The sequence below is a fragment of the Rhodoferax fermentans genome, assembly GCF_002017865.1.
GTDB lineage: Bacteria > Pseudomonadota > Gammaproteobacteria > Burkholderiales > Burkholderiaceae_C > Rhodoferax > Rhodoferax fermentans.
The window spans coordinates 3,845,978-3,862,808 of sequence record NZ_MTJN01000002.1 but is presented as its reverse complement, the minus strand read 5'-3'; the positions used below and the strand labels follow the sequence as shown (position 1 = coordinate 3,862,808).

General features: G+C 61.7%; 13 protein-coding genes and 2 pseudogenes. 7 read left to right on the top strand and 8 right to left on the bottom strand.

Annotation, left to right across the window (positions count from 1 at the left end; all coding sequences use genetic code 11):
• Nucleotides 1-77: 77 nt before the first annotated feature.
• From trhP to ylqF, 4 genes are read left to right on the top strand one after another with little or no spacing between them, the layout of a single operon-like run.
• Nucleotides 78-1,448 carry a prephenate-dependent tRNA uridine(34) hydroxylase TrhP gene (gene trhP, locus RF819_RS17945; protein ID WP_078366231.1) on the top strand — a complete coding sequence of 457 codons (1,371 nt, stop codon included), beginning with the start codon at nucleotides 78-80 and terminating at the stop codon, nucleotides 1,446-1,448.
• 26 nt (nucleotides 1,449-1,474) lie between these two features.
• Entirely contained in the window at nucleotides 1,475-1,885 is a 411-nt protein-coding gene (gene arfB / locus RF819_RS17940) for an alternative ribosome rescue aminoacyl-tRNA hydrolase ArfB (protein WP_078366230.1), read from the top strand.
• Nucleotides 1,878-3,278: a diguanylate cyclase gene (locus RF819_RS17935; protein ID WP_078367041.1), complete on the top strand. Its 1,401-nt coding sequence runs from the start codon at nucleotides 1,878-1,880 to the stop codon at nucleotides 3,276-3,278. Before arfB ends, RF819_RS17935 begins: the two co-directional genes overlap by 8 nt.
• Entirely contained in the window at nucleotides 3,269-4,222 is a 954-nt protein-coding gene (gene ylqF, locus RF819_RS17930; protein ID WP_242473329.1) for a ribosome biogenesis GTPase YlqF, read from the top strand. Before RF819_RS17935 ends, ylqF begins: the two co-directional genes overlap by 10 nt.
• A 5-nt stretch (nucleotides 4,223-4,227) precedes the next feature.
• Here the strand turns inward: ylqF and RF819_RS17925 are convergent, their stop codons facing one another.
• Nucleotides 4,228-4,521, bottom strand: coding sequence for a 2Fe-2S iron-sulfur cluster-binding protein (locus RF819_RS17925; RefSeq protein ID WP_078366229.1), 294 nt, complete (start codon nucleotides 4,519-4,521; stop codon nucleotides 4,228-4,230).
• Nucleotides 4,522-4,634: 113 nt separating this feature from the next.
• Here RF819_RS17925 and RF819_RS17920 point away from each other — a divergent pair, with 113 nt between their 5' ends.
• A complete protein-coding gene (locus tag RF819_RS17920; RefSeq protein ID WP_078366228.1) occupies nucleotides 4,635-5,537 on the top strand; it encodes a DHH family phosphoesterase in 903 nt (300 codons plus the stop codon).
• Nucleotides 5,538-5,591: 54 nt separating this feature from the next.
• On the opposite strand, the gene RF819_RS21555 is transcribed toward RF819_RS17920, so the two are convergent.
• The 3 genes and pseudogenes from RF819_RS21555 to RF819_RS17910 form a co-directional block, all read right to left on the bottom strand.
• On the bottom strand, nucleotides 5,592-6,203 hold the full coding sequence (locus RF819_RS21555; RefSeq protein ID WP_078366227.1) for a hypothetical protein: 612 nt from the start codon (nucleotides 6,201-6,203) through the stop codon (nucleotides 5,592-5,594).
• Nucleotides 6,204-6,397: 194 nt separating this feature from the next.
• A pseudogene (locus tag RF819_RS21805) lies at nucleotides 6,398-7,195 on the bottom strand (crotonase/enoyl-CoA hydratase family protein); the annotation flags it as partial.
• A gap of 102 nt (nucleotides 7,196-7,297) precedes the next feature.
• Nucleotides 7,298-9,316, bottom strand: a pseudogene (locus RF819_RS17910) (oxidoreductase); the annotation flags it as partial.
• Between the two features lie 243 nt (nucleotides 9,317-9,559).
• Between RF819_RS17910 and RF819_RS17905 the strand changes: the two are divergent.
• Complete coding sequence (locus RF819_RS17905; protein ID WP_078366225.1) at nucleotides 9,560-11,728, top strand: HD domain-containing phosphohydrolase; 2,169 nt, start codon at nucleotides 9,560-9,562, stop codon at nucleotides 11,726-11,728.
• 20 nt (nucleotides 11,729-11,748) lie between these two features.
• On the top strand, nucleotides 11,749-13,893 hold the full coding sequence (locus RF819_RS17900; protein ID WP_078366224.1) for a CHASE2 domain-containing protein: 2,145 nt from the start codon (nucleotides 11,749-11,751) through the stop codon (nucleotides 13,891-13,893).
• A 2-nt stretch (nucleotides 13,894-13,895) separates the two neighbouring features.
• Here RF819_RS17900 and RF819_RS17895 read toward each other — a convergent pair whose 3' ends face one another.
• The 4 genes from RF819_RS17895 to trmB form a co-directional block, all read right to left on the bottom strand.
• Nucleotides 13,896-14,510 carry an OmpA family protein gene (locus tag RF819_RS17895; RefSeq protein ID WP_078366223.1) on the bottom strand — a complete coding sequence of 205 codons (615 nt, stop codon included), beginning with the start codon at nucleotides 14,508-14,510 and terminating at the stop codon, nucleotides 13,896-13,898.
• 3 nt (nucleotides 14,511-14,513) lie between these two features.
• On the bottom strand, nucleotides 14,514-14,966 hold the full coding sequence (locus tag RF819_RS17890; RefSeq protein WP_078366222.1) for a FecR family protein: 453 nt from the start codon (nucleotides 14,964-14,966) through the stop codon (nucleotides 14,514-14,516).
• A 135-nt stretch (nucleotides 14,967-15,101) separates the two neighbouring features.
• Entirely contained in the window at nucleotides 15,102-15,974 is an 873-nt protein-coding gene (locus RF819_RS17885) for a pseudouridine synthase (RefSeq protein ID WP_244899931.1), read from the bottom strand.
• 19 nt (nucleotides 15,975-15,993) lie between these two features.
• Complete coding sequence (gene trmB, locus RF819_RS17880) at nucleotides 15,994-16,749, bottom strand: tRNA (guanosine(46)-N7)-methyltransferase TrmB (protein WP_078367039.1); 756 nt, start codon at nucleotides 16,747-16,749, stop codon at nucleotides 15,994-15,996.
• Between the last annotated feature and the right edge of the window lie 82 nt (nucleotides 16,750-16,831).

The window sequence follows — 16,831 nt, the reverse complement described above, 5'->3', positions numbered from 1 at the left end:
TAAACTGCTCTTTTTATGAGAGCTGACGACGCCCGGCAGGCACCAGGCCCCCACACCTTTTGAGCGAGTGTTTGACCATGAAAATCCCCGAATTGCTGGCCCCGGCCGGCTCGCTTGCCATGCTGGAAACGGCGCTGGACTTTGGTGCCACCGCCATCTACGCTGGCCAGCCACGTTATTCCTTGCGCGTGCGCAACAACGACTTTGGTGACATCGAGGTCTTGAAACAAGGCATCGACACCGCGCATGACAAGGGCGCCAGGTTCTTTCTGGTGAGCAACATCTTCCCGCACGGCAACAAGATCCGGCACTACATCGACAACATGGCGCCAGTGATCGCCTTGAAGCCCGACGCAATGATCATGTCCGACCCCGGCCTGATCATGATGGTGCGCGAAACCTGGCCCGAGATGGAGATTCACCTCTCGGTGCAATCCAACACCGTCAACTCTGCGGCCGTCAAGTTCTGGCAAAAGGTGGGCCTGAAACGCATCATCCTGTCGCGTGAGTTGTCACTCGATCAGGTGGAAGAAATCCGCCAGGCTTGCCCCGATATGGAGCTCGAGGTCTTTGTGCACGGTGCGCTGTGTATCGCCTACTCGGGCCGCTGTTTGCTCTCTGGCTATTTCAACCACCGCGACGCGAACCAGGGCAGCTGCACCAATTCTTGCCGCTGGGACTACAAAACGCAAAAAGGGGTGGTCGATGCGTCCGGTGACGTGTTGACCCAGCAAGCCGCACAAGAGCGTGAACAAGGCGCGATAGAGCGTTCACCGGCAGCCGATCAGGTCTACATGATCGAAGAGAGCCAGCGCGAAGGCAGCTACATGCCGATCGAAGAGGACGAACACGGCACCTATGTGATGAACAGCAAGGACCTGCGCGCCATCGAACACGTCAAACGCCTGGTCGAGATTGGTGTCGATTCACTCAAGATCGAAGGCCGCACCAAAAGCCCGTATTACGTGGCGCGCACGGTGCAGAGTTACCGCCGCGCCATCGACGACGCGGTGGCTGGCCGCGAGCTCGACCCGGCCTTGCTGGGGCAGCTCGAAGGGCTGGCCAACCGCGGTTACACCAGCGGCTTTTTCCAGCGCCACACGCCCGAAGAAACGCAGAATTACCTGCGCGGATACTCCGAGTCGGGCCGCAGCCTGTATGTGGGCGATGCGCTTGAATTTGACGCGGTCCGTGGCCTGATGAAAGTCAATGTGCGCAACCGCTTTGCCGTGGGGGACTGGCTGGAGATCATCCACCCGGCTGGCAACAGCGATGTCTTGCTCACGTCGATGGAAAACGTTGACGCCCAGCCGATGACCGTCGCACCGGGCAGCGGCCACACCGTGTGGCTGCCGCTGCCTGAGAGTGCGGTCGGTGCGTTTGTGGCACGCTATGTCAACCCGCCCGAGACGGGTGTGGCGCCGTCTGAGGGTGTTTCTGCCCTCTAGCCCTTATTGGTAAAGGGCCTCTAGCTATGAATATGGATGCATTGTTGATCAAGGAAGACGAGGTGGATCTGTCCGCCATCCGCGCCCAGGGTGCGGGCGGGCAAAACGTCAACAAGGTCTCCAGCGCCATCCATCTGCGTTATGACATTCCCGCATCGAGCCTGCCCGAGGATGTGAAAGCGCGCCTGCTGGCCCTGCGCGACAGCCGCATCACCCAAGACGGGGTGCTGGTCATCAAGGCGCAGCAGCACCGCACCCAAGAGTCCAACAAATTTGACGCCTTGATGCGGCTGCAGGCGCTGGTGGACTCGGTGGCACGGCCACCCACAGTGCGCAAACCGACCCGACCCACCCGTGCCTCGCGCCAGCGGCGCCTGGCTGACAAACAGCAGCAGAGCCAGCGCAAGGCACAGCGTCGTGGAGCCCTGGATGCGTAGATGGCTGCTGGGCTTGCTGGGGTTGGTCTGGGGTGTCCTGGCGTGGGCTCAGCCTGCGGCGCCTGAGTCTGCCGCTGCGTCATTGGCGCAAGGCACCGAGCTGGTGAGCTACTGTGTTGACCCGGACTGGCCACCTTTTGAGCAGATCGACGAAGCCGGCCGCCATGTCGGGATCGCGGCCGAGTTGCTCAAGCTGGTGATGCAGCGTAGCGGGCAGGCCTTGCAGCTGGTTCCCACCAAAAACTGGGGCGAGAGCCTGGCTGCTTCACAAACCGGGCGCTGCCAAGTGTTGAGTTTTTTGAACCAGAGCCCCAAGCGTGATGCCTGGCTGGTGTTCACCGACCCGGTGCTGGTGGATGACAACGTGCTCATCACCCGTGAGGAGCATCCTTTTGTGGCCGATCTGGCTTCGGTCGAGGGTGAAGTCCTGGCGCTGCCCAAAGGCACGTCGGTGGAAGAGTGGTTGCGCCGCGATTTCCCCAAGCTCAGGCTGATGCTGGTGGACAGCGAGGAGCAGGCTTTTGAGGCGGTGAACCGGCGCCAGGCCGACATGACCATGCGCTCCCTGATTGTGGCGGCCAGCACACTCAAGCGCGAAGGCTGGTTCAACCTGAAGATTGCCGGCCAGGTGCCTGGTTATGGCAACCAGCTGCGCATCGGGGTGGCCAAAGACCAGACGGCCCTGCGTGACCGGCTCAACATCGGGGTGGCCAGTCTGACGGCAGGGGAGCGGCGGCAAATTGTGGACAAATATTTGTCCATCCATGTCACCACGGCGGTGGACACGCGGCCACTGGCTTGGCTGGCAGCCGTGCTGGTGGCAGTGTTGCTGACCAGCAGTTACTGGATTTGGCGGCTGCGCCGCTTAAATGCCAAGCTGCATCACCTCTCGCGCAGTGATGCGCTCACCGGTTTGTACAACCGGACTGGTTTTAACGAGGCCATGAACCACGAGTTGGCGCGTGCCAAGCGTTCAGGGCATGCGCTGTCGGTGATTCTGCTGGACATTGATTTTTTCAAACGCATCAACGACCAACTGGGCCACGATGTGGGTGATGCGGTGTTGCGTGATTTGGCGACCCAGCTGCGGACTGTGGTGCGCCATGTTGATATTCTGGTGCGCTGGGGCGGTGAGGAGTTTCTCGTGATTTGCCCGGCAACGCAGTTGCAACAGGCGGTGGTGCTGGCCGAACGGGTTCTGGAGGCTGTGCGCACACACCCCTTTGGCATCCCGTGGCCACTGACCATCAGCGCCGGGCTCGCCAGTCTGCAGCCCGGCCAGTCTGCCGACACCTTGTTTGCCCAGGCTGATGCGGCGTTGTTACAAGCCAAACAGCTCGGGCGCGACCGGCTGGTGGTATTTGATCCAAAGGAAATTTCCCCATGGCCATGATCCAATGGTTTCCCGGCCACATGCACCTGACGCAAAAGGCGATTGCTGAGCGCATCAAAAACATCGATGTGGTGATCGAGCTGCTCGACGCCCGCCTGCCGGGCTCGAGCGCCAACCCGATGCTGGCCCAGCTCACGCAGGGCAAACCGGCGCTCAAGGTGCTCAACAAACAGGACCTGGCCGACCCCGAGCGCACCGCCTTGTGGCTGGCGCACTACAACGCTTTGCCGGGCATGCGCGCCATTGCGCTGGACGCCAGCATGACGGCTCCGGCCAAGGCGCTGATTGCCGCCTGCCATGAACTGGCGCCTAACCGGGGTGGCCTGGCCAAACCGATGCGGGTGCTGATTTGTGGCATTCCGAATGTGGGCAAGTCGACCCTGATCAACACCTTGATGGGCAAACGCGCCACCAAAACTGGCGACGAGGCGGGGGTCACCAAGCTTGAGCAACGTCTGGCGCTGGCGCCGGACTTCTACCTGTATGACACACCGGGCATGTTGTGGCCGCGCATCATTGTGGCCAAAAGTGGCTACAACCTGGCTGCCAGCGGTGCAGTTGGGCGCAACGCGTTTGACGAACAAGAGGTGGCCCTCGAACTGCTCGACACCTTGCGCACGCATTACCCGAGTTTGCTGGAGGCGCGTTTCAAGATCAGTGGTGTGGCGCAGATGACGGACGAGCAGGCCTTGGAGGCGATTGGCCGCCAGCGCGGGGCCTTGCAAGGCGGCAAAAGTATCAACTGGCAAAAGGCTGCCGAGATTGTGATTTACGACTTCCGCTCGGCGGTGATGGGGCGCATCAGCCTGGAAACCCCGCAGGAATACGCCGAGTGGCTGGCCCATGGGCAAACACTCGACGCGCAGCGCCAGCTCAAAAAAGATGCGATTGAACTGGACCGCAAAATCCGCTTCAAGCAGATCCCGCGGCCGGGTTCACGGTGAGGGCGTTACGCCAGACGCGTCAGCGTCACATCCGAACACGGATGGGCCACACAGGGCAGAACATAACCCTCGGTTTTTTCCTCGGCACTCAAACCCGGCCAGGCGATCTCATACCGCACTTGACCGCTGGCCAGATGGCCAATGCAGGTACGGCAGGTGCCGTTGCGGCAGGAGCTGGGCCAGTTGATGAGGCCCGCCTCCAGCGACAGCAGCAAGGGCTGCTCGGGCCAGGCGTCAAAAGCTTGGCCATCGGGCTGGGTCAAACCGGAAAAAAATGGGGGTGTCTGGGGCGAGGGCATGGTTTTTATTGTATGGTTAGGTAAATGGCTGCCTAGCCCTTGTGGTTATAGGGCTAGTAGCTACTTAAAAGATAGTGTTTGTGTTCGTTGGATGTTAGAAAGAGTATCAAAAAATGAGTTTGAATTTATCGGTTGTCCCCGACAAAAAAGACCCCCAGCCGCTGGTGATCTACCACGGGCGCAGCTGCCCCGATGGTTTTGCGTCGGCCCTGGCCGCCTGGTTGTATTACGAGGGGCAGGCCGAGTTTTTGCCGCTGGACCATGGCGATGTCAAAACACTGGCCGACTTGCCGCCCCTGGCCGGACGCACCGTCTACATCCTGGATTTTTCGTTTTCGGCACCGCTGTTGCGCGAGATTGACGGCTGCGCTGCCAAACTGGTGGTGCTGGACCACCATTTGAGTGCTGCTGAAAAACTGAACGGTTTCCAGTGTCAGCACGGTGTGGTGCACTTTGACATGAAGAAATCGGGCGCGCGCCTGGCCTGGGAGTTTTTCCACCCGCAGCAGCCGGTGCCCAACTTGGTGAAGTTTGTCGAAGACCGCGACATCTGGGTCTGGCAATACCCCGAGAGCGCCGGTTTTCTGGCCGCGCTGGACATGGAACCCTTTGATTTTGAGCGCTGGCACGCGGTGGCCAACTTCGACGCCCCCCATCTGGCCGCCTACATCGACCGTGGCCGTGCCATGGACGAGAAGTTCAGCAAGCTGGCGCACAGCATGAGTGAGGCCGCCCAGCCCCTGAACTTCAACGGTGTGCCCGGCTTGATGGCCAATGTGCCCAGTGCCTTTCACAGCCTGGTGGGAGACATCCTGTGTGAAAAGTCGGGCACCTTTGCCTTGTTGTGGACGGTGGACAAAAGTGGTCTGGTCAAGTGTGGGCTGCGTTCACGCTCGGGCTTCAGCTGCATCGCGCTGGCCGAGAGCATGCACGGTGGTGGCCATGCCCAGGCCTGCGGTTTCAAGATGTCCAGCCAGCGGTTGCCCGAGTTGCTCGGTGGCACGCTGACGGCTTAAACAGCGACTGCACACACCTCTTGCCGTCTGGTCACTGAGCAAGCGGTTGGGTGTTTACTCTGCGCCCAGAAATTTCGCCAGGGTGGCGGTGTCCATCGCGCCGCTGTGGCTGATGACCTCACCACTTTGGCGGTGTTTGGCCACCACAAAGGGCACCGAGTCCTGCCCCAGGGTGCTCAAGAGCTGGGTGTTGGCCTTGATGGCTTGCTCGAGCTCAGGCGAAACGCTGCTGGATGCAGAAATGCCACCGGTGCCCGCGAGCACCGATTTTTCATGCTCACTCATGGTCTCCAGCGGGGTGCTGGACGACAGCAGGGTGGCGGCCTGGGCCAAACTCTTGCCCTGGTTAAAGGCGACAGGCACCCAGATGAACTTGACCTTGCCATGCAGGGCTTTGGAGGCTTCCCACAAGTGGCCGCAATGCGGGCACTGGGGCTCAAACAGCACATACACCGGTTGTGCACTCATCAGCGCACCCACGGTGAAACCTTTGCCCTGGCTGGCCACGGTGTCATAGGCGGAGCCGGTCATGGTCACCGGTGCGGCTGTGGCGGCGGCGGGTGCGGTGGTGGCCGCAGGTGCGGCAGGTTCGCTGGATTTGGAGCAGCCAGCGACGGCCAGGGCCAAGGTGGTGAGCAGGGGGAGCAGCAGGTGTTGAGGTGTCATGGTGTCAGGGTGGCTTGGGGTGAGGGGCGCTGCGCCTGCTTCCGGCCAGGCCGGTAAAGACGCAGTTTGACGCGCGCCATTATCCTGCCTGGCAAGACCGGATGACCGGCTGGGCTTCAAAAGCCTCGGTCACACCAGGCCTTGGGCGCTGGGTTGTTCAGGCCGAGCTGTCGGTTTGGTCGACGCCGCCGTGCTCAGTCCTTGAACTGGGGGGCACGTTTGCCCATGTTGGCCATCATGGCTTCCTGCAGGTCGTTGGAGAGCAGCATCGCGGCGTTCCAGGTGGCCACATAGGTCAGGCCGTCGGCCACCGAGTGATCGCGGGCATAAGTGATCATTTCCTTGGTTCCCCTGACCGATATTGGGGACTTTGCTGCAATCGTAGTAGCAATCTCGCGCACACCGGCCTGCAGCGCTTCGCGCGAGTCAAACACCCGGTTGACCAAGCGCATGTCTAACGCCTCAGCCGCGTCAAACTTGCGTGCGGTGTAGGCCAGCTCACGCGCGAGGCCTTCACCAATCAGCCTGGGCAGACGCTGCAGGGTACCCACATCGGCGGTCATGCCGATGTCGATTTCTTTGATGCTGAAATGCGCGTCACTTGAGCAATAACGCATGTCGGCGCAGCAGATCAGGTCGATGCCACCACCGATGCAGGCACCGTGGATGGCGGCCAGCACCGGCTTGCGACAGCGCTCCAGGCTGGTGAGGGTGTCTTGCAAGTCCAGGATCACCTGGCGCAGGTTTTCGCGGGTGCGTGCCTCGCAGTCGTTCTGGATCTGGTCGCCCATGCCCATCATCATCTGCAGGTCGATGCCGGCGGTGAAGGCCTTGCCTTCCCCTTCGAGAATGGCCACACGCGCGTCGGGCGTGGCATCGACCCACTGGAAGGCGCGGCGCAGTTCGTGCCACATGGCCAGGTTCATCGCGTTGGCCTTGTCGGGGCGGTTCAGACGGATCGTGGCGATGTGGTCCACCAGGCTGACGCTGAGGGTGTCGTAAGGCATGGTGCTATCCTTTTGATGGCTAATTGCCCTTGTTTCACGAGGGCTTGATGGTGATTTGTCTTGTAAGTCAGGCGCTGGGCTGGCGCCCAACGAAAGCGCCAGTTCGGTGCCCTGTTTGATCGCCCGTTTGGCGTCCAGCTCCTCGGCCTTGTCGGCGCCGCCAATCAGGAACACGTTACAACCCGCAGCCACCAGCTCGGCCTGCAACTCGCGCTGCGGCTCCTGGCCAGCGCAGACCACCACGTTGTCAACGTCCAGCGTCAGTTCACGTTCACCCACGCTGATGTGTAAGCCAGCGTCGTCGATGCGGCGGTATGTCACCCCGGCCAGCATCTCGACCTGGCGGTTTTTGAGGGACGTGCGGTGGATCCAGCCAGTGGTTTTGCCCAGCCCTTCACCGACCTTGCTGGCCTTGCGTTGCAACAGCCAGAGCTTGCGCGCACTGGGCTCGATGTGCGGTTCTTTGAGGCCACCGCGCTCGGCGTAGGTGGTGTCCACGCCCCATTCGGCAAAAAACTTGAGAGCACTCAAGCTCGGGCTGATACCTTCACTGAGCAGAAACTCGGCCACATCAAAACCGATGCCACCCGCGCCGATCAGTGCCACACGCTGGCCCACCGGTTTTTTGTCGCGCAGTACATCGAGGTAACCCAGCACCTTGGGGTGATCGATGCCCTCAATCGGCGGGGTGCGTGGTGTGACACCGGTGGCCAGCACCACATGGTCGTAGCCACCGGCCAGCAGTTCAGTGGCGCTGACGCGGTGGTTGAGTTGTAACTTGACGCCGGTGAGTTCGATCTGCCTGCCAAAGTAACGCAGGGTTTCGTCAAATTCTTCCTTGCCCGGTACCTGTCTGGCGATGTTGAACTGGCCGCCAATCTGTGGAGCGGCATCAAACAGCGTGACATCGAGTCCGCGCCGGGCGGCGGTGGTGGCAAAGGCCAGGCCCGCCGGGCCCGCACCCACCACTGCGATCTTCTCGCGCCGGGATGCCGGGGTGAGGGTGAGCAATGTCTCGTGACAGGCGCGCGGGTTCACCAAACAACTGGTCACCTTGCCTGCAAAGGTGTGGTCCAGGCAGGCCTGGTTGCAGCCGATGCAGGTGTTGATCTCGTCCGCGCGGCCCTGTGCGGCCTTGTTGACAAACTCGGGGTCGGCCAGCAGGGGACGCGCCATCGACACCATGTCGCAAAACCCATCGGCCAGCAGCTGTTCGGCCACCTCGGGTGTGTTGATGCGGTTGGTGGCCACCAGCGGGATGCCAACTTTGCCCTTGAGCTGTTGGGTCACCCAGGCCCAGGCCGCGCGTGGCACCTTGGTGGCAATGGTCGGGATGCGTGCCTCGTGCCAGCCAATGCCGGTGTTGAGGACGGTGGCGCCCGCAGCTTCGATCGCCTGGGCCAGTTCAATCACCTCATCGAGGGTGGAGCCACCTTCGACCAGATCGAGCATCGACAGGCGGTAAATCAGGATGAAGTTGGCACCGACTTTCTCGCGGGTGCGCCGCACAATTTCCACCGGGAAACGGATGCGGTTGGTATAACTGCCGCCCCATTCGTCGTCGCGCTGGTTGGTGCGTGCCGCGATGAATTCGTTGATCAGGTACCCCTCGCTGCCCATGATCTCCACACCGTCGTAACCCGCGCTTTGCGCCAGTGCCGCACAACGCACAAAGTCATCCACCGTTTGGTAGACCTCTTCGGTGCTCAACGCCTTGGGCGTGATGGGGTTGATCGGGGCTTTGAGGCTGCTGGGCGCCACCAGTTTGTCGTGGTAGGCGTAGCGGCCAAAGTGCAGGATTTGCATGACAATCTTTCCGCCCGCCTGGTGCACCGCCTCGGTCACCACCCGATGTTTCTCAGCCTCGGCCTCGGTGGTCAGGCGCGCGCCGCCGGGCATCGGGCGGCCCCGGTCATTGGGGGCGATGCCACCGGTGACGATCAGGCCAACCCCCCCTTTGACCCGCTCGGTGTAGAAGGCCGCCATGCGATTAAATCCGTCTTTGACCTCTTCGAGTCCGACGTGCATTGAGCCCATGATGACGCGGTTGGGCAGGGTGGTGAAGCCCAGGTTTAGCGGGGCGAGCAGGTGGGGGTAGCTTGTCATGCCGTGTTCCTCTTGTTTGTTGTGTTGTGGTCCGGTTTGTCTTGCTACAAGACCCGGTGGCCATCAGGGACAGTTTAGAGGCTGCACGGGCGGGGCCAGCACCGGCGCATAGAGTAGCGTCCCTAACGGAAAAACAGCCCAACAACGTGTTGGTTGTGGCAGGGCGCTGGGTTACCATGGTGCGCTTCAGTCGGGCCCTGTTTCCCTTTTATCCTGACCACCCTGTGTCAGAGTCAGACCCCTATGCCAGTCAGTCAAAAGACCCACCGTATTCTTGCCTGTGACAACGCTGATCTGGACACCGCGTTTTTGCTGAGCATGTTGGAGGCCGACGGCTACACCAACGTGACCGGCATCAACGACGCGCGCGAGGTGTTGCCACTGCTGCAGCGTGAGCGTTTTGACCTGCTGGTGCTGGACATGGACATGCCCTTTATCGACGGCGTGGAGCTCACCCGACTGATCCGAGAGCAGTTCTCAGAAGCCAACCTGCCGATTCTGGTGATCACCGCCAGCGCCGATAAAGAGGCACGCAACCTGGCTTTGTTTCACGGGGCCAACGACTACTTGAGCAAACCTGTGGATTCGGTCGAGACCTCGCTGCGGGTGCGCAACCTGCTCACCATCCGCAACATCTACAAGGGCCAGCAGGACACCGAGCAAGCGCTGGAACGCCAGGTCAAGACCCGTACCGCCAAACTCGATATGCTGATCCGCACCGGCATCATGATGGCCTCGGAACACGACCGCACCCGGCTGCTGGACCAGATTCTGCTGGAAGGCCAGAAGCTGCTGCAGTGTGACGGCGCCACCCTGTACCTGGTGACCGACGACAAAACCCTGCGTTTTGCCCACCGCACCCGTGACGACCAGCTGCCAGTGGCAGAAATCCCCTTGTACCAGAGCGACACCGGCCAGCCCGACGAGCGTTTTGTCTCGACCTATGTGGCCTTACACAACACCCCGGTGCTGATCGACGATGTGGCCTTGGAGACCCGTTTTGACCTGAGTGGCACGCGCCGTTTTGATGAACAAACCGGCTACAAGACCATCTCGCTGCTGACGGTGCCGTTGGCCTCCATCACCGGTGAGGTGCTTGGTGTGCTGCAGTTCATGAACGCCCTGGATACGACCACCGGCCAGGCCATCCCGTTTGACCCGGGCATGCTGCATTTGGTGCAAGCCCTGGCGGCACAGGCGGTGGTGGCGCTGGACAACCTGCAGCTGATGGAGGCGCAGGAACAGCTGATGGACAACCTGTTCCAGATGATTGCCACCGCGATTGATGCCAAAAGCCCCTACACCGGGCGCCATTGCAACCGGGTGCCCGAGCTGGCGCTGATGCTGGCCCAGGCCGCCCATGACGACCAGACCCTGTTTGCCGACTTCCGCTTCGAGACCGCTGATCAGTGGCGCGAATTCAAGATGGGTGCCTGGTTACACGACTGCGGCAAGGTCACCACCCCCGAATACGTGATCGACAAGGCCACCAAGCTGGAGACCATCAACAACCGCATCCACGAAATCCGCACCCGCTTTGAGGTGCTGCTGCGTGATGCCGAGATCAGCCGCCTGCTGGCATTGCAGGCGGGGCAGTCGGCCGAGCAGGCCAACGCGCAGTACGCAGCACGGGCGGCCCAGCTGCAGGATGATTTTGCTTTTTTGGCGGCTTGCAACACCGGCACCCGGCCGCTGTCCGCGCAGGACCTGGCGCGCCTGACGCAGCTGGCGGCTGGCACCTGGCTGCGCCATTTTGACGACCGGCTTGGTCTGTCGGTGGCCGAGGCCGAGCGCCGTGCCAACGAATCGGTGGAGCCCCTGCCGGTGTCTGAGCCTTTGCTGGCCGACAAACCACGCCACATTTTTGAGCGCGACAGCGCGCACCAGATTGACCCGCGTTATGGCTTCAAGATGGAGGTGCCCGAGAAGCTCTACAACCACGGGGAACTCTACAACCTCAGTGTGGTGCGTGGCACACTCACACTGGAAGAACGCTTCAAGATCAATGAACACATGATCAGCACTGTGATGATGTTGGAGAACATGCGTTTCCCGAAGTCGCTGCGGCGGGTTCCCGAGTACGCCAGCACCCACCACGAAACCCTGACCGGCACCGGTTACCCACGCCGACTCGGCAGTGCCGAGTTATCGATTCCATCACGCATCATGGCCATCGCCGATATTTTTGAGGCCCTGACTGCGCCTGACCGGCCCTACAAACATCCCAACACCGTGTCCGAGGCGATCAAGGTCTTGTTTGAACTCAAGCAGGCGGGTCAGATTGATGCCGATCTGTTTGACCTGTTCCTGAGCTCCAGGCTGTATGTCACGTATGCGAACAAGTTCCTCAAGCCCGAGCAGATCGACGAGGTGGACATCGCGGCCTACCTGGGCCCGGTGGTGATGCACTGAATCCATTGCCACCTCGGACCATGTCTGGCTGGACCCACACCCACCGCTGGTCTATGCGCTGGCTGGTGCCAGTGGGTGTGGTGGCGGTGTGGGTGTTGGTCATGCTGCTGGACCCGCTGCCGCTGCAGATGGCGCGCAACGGCCTGTTTGACCAGCTCCAGCGCTGGCAGCCGCGCCCCTATAGCCCGGCGCCGGTGCGCATCATCGACATCGACGACGAGAGCCTCAAGCGTCTGGGCCAATGGCCCTGGCCACGCACCCGCATCGCTGAACTCACCACCCGTTTGCAGGCAGCGCAACCGGCGTCCATCGTGTTTGATGTGTTGTTTGCCGAGCCGGATCGCACCTCCCCCAAAGCCATGCTCAAGCTCTGGCCAGCCACACCGGCGCTGCGCCAGCAGCTGCAGGCTTTGCCGGACCACGATGCGGTGTTTGCCCGTGCGGTGGCGTCAGGCCCGGTGGTGCTGGGTTTTGCGGTGGAGCGGCGTGAGCAGCCTGGTGTTTTGCCTGGGCTCAAGGCCCGTTACGTGGCCACCGGAGAACCGGCCCAGCCTTATGTGCCCGCTTTCTCTGGTGCCATCAATCCGCTGCCCGAGCTGGCGGCTGCGGCCAGTGGCCTGGGGGCGATTGCTTTTTTGCCGGACGCTGACGGTGTGGTGCGCCGGGTGCCCTTGTTGCTGCGGGTGGGTGACACCCTGGTACCGTCCCTGACCGCTGAAGCCTTGCGGGTGGCGCAGGGTGCCAAAAACTTCAGCACCCAAACCGTGGCGCAGGCTGGTGTGGGCTTGGCCGAGCTGCGTATTGGCCGCCAGACGGTGCCGACCACGCCGCAGGGCGAGGTCTGGGTGCACTATTCAGAACCCGTGGCGCAGCGCAGCATCCCGGCCTGGCGGGTGTGGGCCGGTGAGGTCAGTGCTTCAGAGCTGGCAGGCCATATCCTGCTGGTCGGCAGTTCGGCCCAGGGTTTGCTGGATTTGCGTTTCAGCCCGCTGGGGGTGGTGGTGCCTGGGGTTGAGGTGCATGCGCAGGCGTTGGAGCAATTACTCACCGGGGGCGGCCTGGTCTACCCTGCCTGGGCCCAAACGCTGGCGCTGCTGCTGGCGCTGCTGGGTGGGCTGCTGGGTGGGCTGCTGGTGGGTTTCATCGCACTGAGTTACGGCGCGGCTTTGTCGCTGACTGCGCTGGCGACGCTGCTGCTGGCGTTGGGGGCGCTTGTGGCTTATGCCTTCAGCCACCAGGGTGTGCTTATAGATGCTGTAGCCCCAGGTATGACGGTCGTCTTTAGCTATGTTTTTTCTAGCGTTGTGCACCATGTGCAAAGTGAGCAGCGCCAGCGCTGGATACGCCAGGCCTTCTCGCGTTATGTCTCGCCCAATTTGGTGACTTACCTGATCAAGCAGCCCGGTGCGCTGGAACTGGGGGGGCGGCGCCAGGACTGCAGTTTTGTTTTCACCGACCTGACCGGTTTCACCAGTTGGCTTGAGCAGATGGACCCACAACAGGCGGTGCGCCTGCTCAACGACTACCTGGACGGCATGATCGCCATTGCCTTCCAACACGAAGCCACCTTGGACCGGATTGTGGGCGACGCCCTGGTGCTGATGTTTTCTGCGCCGGTGCTGCAGACCGACCACCCGCGTCGGGCCTTGAACTGTGCCTGGGAGATGCACCGCTTTTCGACTGCCTATGTGGCGCGTCTGGCGGCCCAGAATGTGCCTTTTGGGTTGACCCGCATCGGGGTGCACAGTGGTGAGGTGATTGTGGGCAATGTGGGTGGCAAAACCCTGTTTGACTACCGCGCGCTGGGTGACCCGATCAATACTGCGGCGCGGCTGGAGAGTGCCAACAAACAGTTTGGCACCCTGGTGTGTGTCTCCAAAGCCATTCTGCGCTGTTGCCCGGAGTGGCCAGCGCGGCCCATTGGCCAGGTGCTGTTACAGGGCAAAACCCAGCCGATTGAGGTGTTTGAGCCGCTGGCCCCCGAGCAAGCGGGTGATGTCGCTTATGCGCAGGCGTTTGAGTTGATGCGCCAGCAATCACCGCAGGCGCTGCAGGTTTTTTCTGAACTGGCCACCCGTCGTCCGACCGACCCGCTGGTGGCTTTACATCTGGGCCGGTTGCGCGCCGGGCAAGTGGGTGATCTGCTGGTGCTGAGCAGCAAGTAGCCTCAGCGCACGATCACTTCCACACGCCGGTTGCGGGGTTCGTTGGTGTCGTCCGGGGTGGCTACCAGCAGGTTTTTCTCACCGTGGGATGCAATGGACACATGGTCTGCGCTGATACCCGCTTCACCAATCAGTTGGGAGACCAGCTGGGCGCGTGTCAGCCCCAGCGCATAGTTGGCCTGTGCCTCACCCTGGGTGTCGGTATGGCCAATCACGGCCACATCCACGCCCGGGCGTTGACTGATGTCCTCCTTGATCCTGGGCATCTCGGCTTGGGAGGCCTCGGTCAACTGGGTCTGGCCGGTTTCAAAGTAAAGCAGATAACGGGCCGGCTTCTTCGGGCTGGCGGCCAGCGCTGCACCAAACTGTGCCTGCAGCTGCTCGTCACTCAAGGTGAAGGTGTCGCGCCGGATACCACCAATAAACGCACCCTGGTTTTTTTGGTCGAGCAGCGCATTTTCCTGCGGGCTGGTGACCGTGACCTTGCCGAGTGTGCCATCGTCATCGGGCAGCAAGACCACATAGTTTTTGCTACAGGCCGTCAGGCCCAGCAGCAAGGCACTTGCCAACAACCAGGACAAGAGGGTGCGGCTTGGGGATGTGTATTGGTTTGACATGGCTTACTCCGGCACCACCAGCGCTACAAAATGGGTACCGCGCACACCAATCGTGCCGGTAGGGGTGCGTACCGACACGGCCGAGGGTTTGAGTTTGGCAATCACACCCGAGACATAGTTGAGTGAGCCCTTGCCCAGGCTGGCGCCGAGTTTCAACTGGTCTTGCGCCGGGTTGAACAGGTACTCGTCCACCACCAACTCGGTGTCCGGACCCATCGACAACAAGGTGTTGTCACTCAGTGTGAGGCCCAGGCTGGAGGCCGGGCCGGTTTTCAAGGTATCCGACGCCCTCACCGCTGTGCCGGGCGCGGCTGGGGTACTTTGGCCGTTTGCTACCACCGTGGCCTGCCCCTGCACCGTTTTGATGTAACCGATGACGACCTCATCGGCCCAGGCGGCTGTTGTGGCCAGACCGAGTATCAGCGCCCCGGCGGGAAGTAGTTGCTTGATATTCATGCTGTGTTCCTGTCAAAGTGTGCTGCGCCGAATGGCATGCTACCAGTGTCCAGCGTGATGGGCCAAGACGTTTGCTGAGGTGTGCGGTGGCGGCGCCACAGTGGGACTGCAGCAGTTTTGACGCGGTCCAGGGGTTCAGAACATCAGCTGGCGCTGGCTCACCAAGTGGTGCCGGGTCTGGCTGATCGGGTCGGTGAACACCAGTTCTTTGGCCAGCAGTTGCAGCGGGTGCTTGTGGTCGACCTGGCCTTCGGGGGTCAGTTCGGGGTACAGACCATCGTGGAGGATGGGCAGGCCGAGCGCCAGCATGTGGACGCGCAGCTGGTGGCGCTGGCCGGTGACGGGGCGCAAGGCATACCGTGCCAGATCCCCTTGCACCTGCAGCACCTCGATATGGGTCAGCGCATTGGGTACACCGGGTACCTCGTGCTGCAGCATGAAGTGCCCCGCCTCTTTGATGCGACTGTGGCGTGTTTGTGGCATGGGCACATCTGCTCGCCAGGGGGCAATCGCGTGGTAGGTTTTGTGCACCTGGTGTTGGCTGAACAGGGCGCTGTAGGCGGCGCGGCTGCTGGGCTGTTTGGAGAACAACACCAGCCCGGCGGTGTCGCGGTCAATGCGGTGGATCGGCACCAGGTCGTTCAGCCCGAGCTTGTTCTTGAGCCGCACCAGCACCGTCTCGCTCAGGTAGCCGCCAGAGGGCACCACCGGCAAAAAATGGGGTTTGTCCACCACCAGCAGATGGTCGTCCTGGTACAGCACCACCTCCTCAAACGGGATGGGGGATTCGTTGGGCACTTCGCGGTAGTAATAGAGCCGGGTGTGGGCCGGGTAGGGTGGTTGGCAGGCCTGCTCCGGGGTGATCGTGCTGCCGTGCTCGTTGATCACATCACCCCGCGCCAGGCGCGCCAGCCAGGTGTGGCGCGCCACATTGGGAAAACGCTCGACCAGAAAGTCGATCAGGCTTGGCCAGGGACCCGCTGGCAGGCCGACACAGCTGGGGCCCACGCCGTTACTTGTTGGTGGCTTAAACCCGCTCAAACACCAGATCCCAGACACCATGGCCCAGTTTGAGGCCGCGGTTTTCGAACTTGGTCAGTGGCCGGTAGTGGGGTTTGGGCGCGTAGCCTTGTAATTCGGGGTGGGCCTGTGACGCGGTGTTTTTGAGCAGTGGCTCAGCACCCAGCACCTCCAGCATCTGCTCAGCATATTCCTGCCAGTCGGTGGCGCAGTGGATGTAGCCACCGACCTTGAGGCGTGCTGCCAGCTTGGCCACCAGCGGGCCCTGGATCAGGCGGCGTTTGTTATGGCGCGCCTTGTGCCAGGGGTCGGGGAAAAAGATGTGCACCCCGTCCAGGCACTGTTCGGGCAGCATGTGGTCAATCACCTCCACCGCGTCGTGGGCGCAGATGCGGATGTTGCGCAGGTCTTGTTCACCAATGCGTTTGAGCAGCGCACCCACGCCGGGGTCGTGCACCTCGCAGCACAGGAAGTGGGTGTCGGGCAGCAGCGCGGCGATGTGGGCGGTGGCCTCTCCCATGCCAAAACCAATCTCCAGCACGAGAGGTGCCGGTTTGATGCCATTTTGGCCTGTAGCCCTTGTTGTATCAGGGAATGCTGCTGCAAAATCAAGAGTATCTGGCTGGTACGGCAGCAAGAAGCGGGGCCCCAATTCGTCCAAGGCTTTGGTCTGACCTGCGGTGGTGCGCCCGGTGCGTTTGACAAAACTGCGGATGGCGCGCCGCTCAGGGCTGGCCGGGACTGATGGGGTGTCTTGGGTCATGGTGTGGGTGCTCAAAGTTCGGCGGATTGTAGATTTGTCGTGAAAATGCGATCAAAATGGCCCCGCTCGCCAAGACACCTCT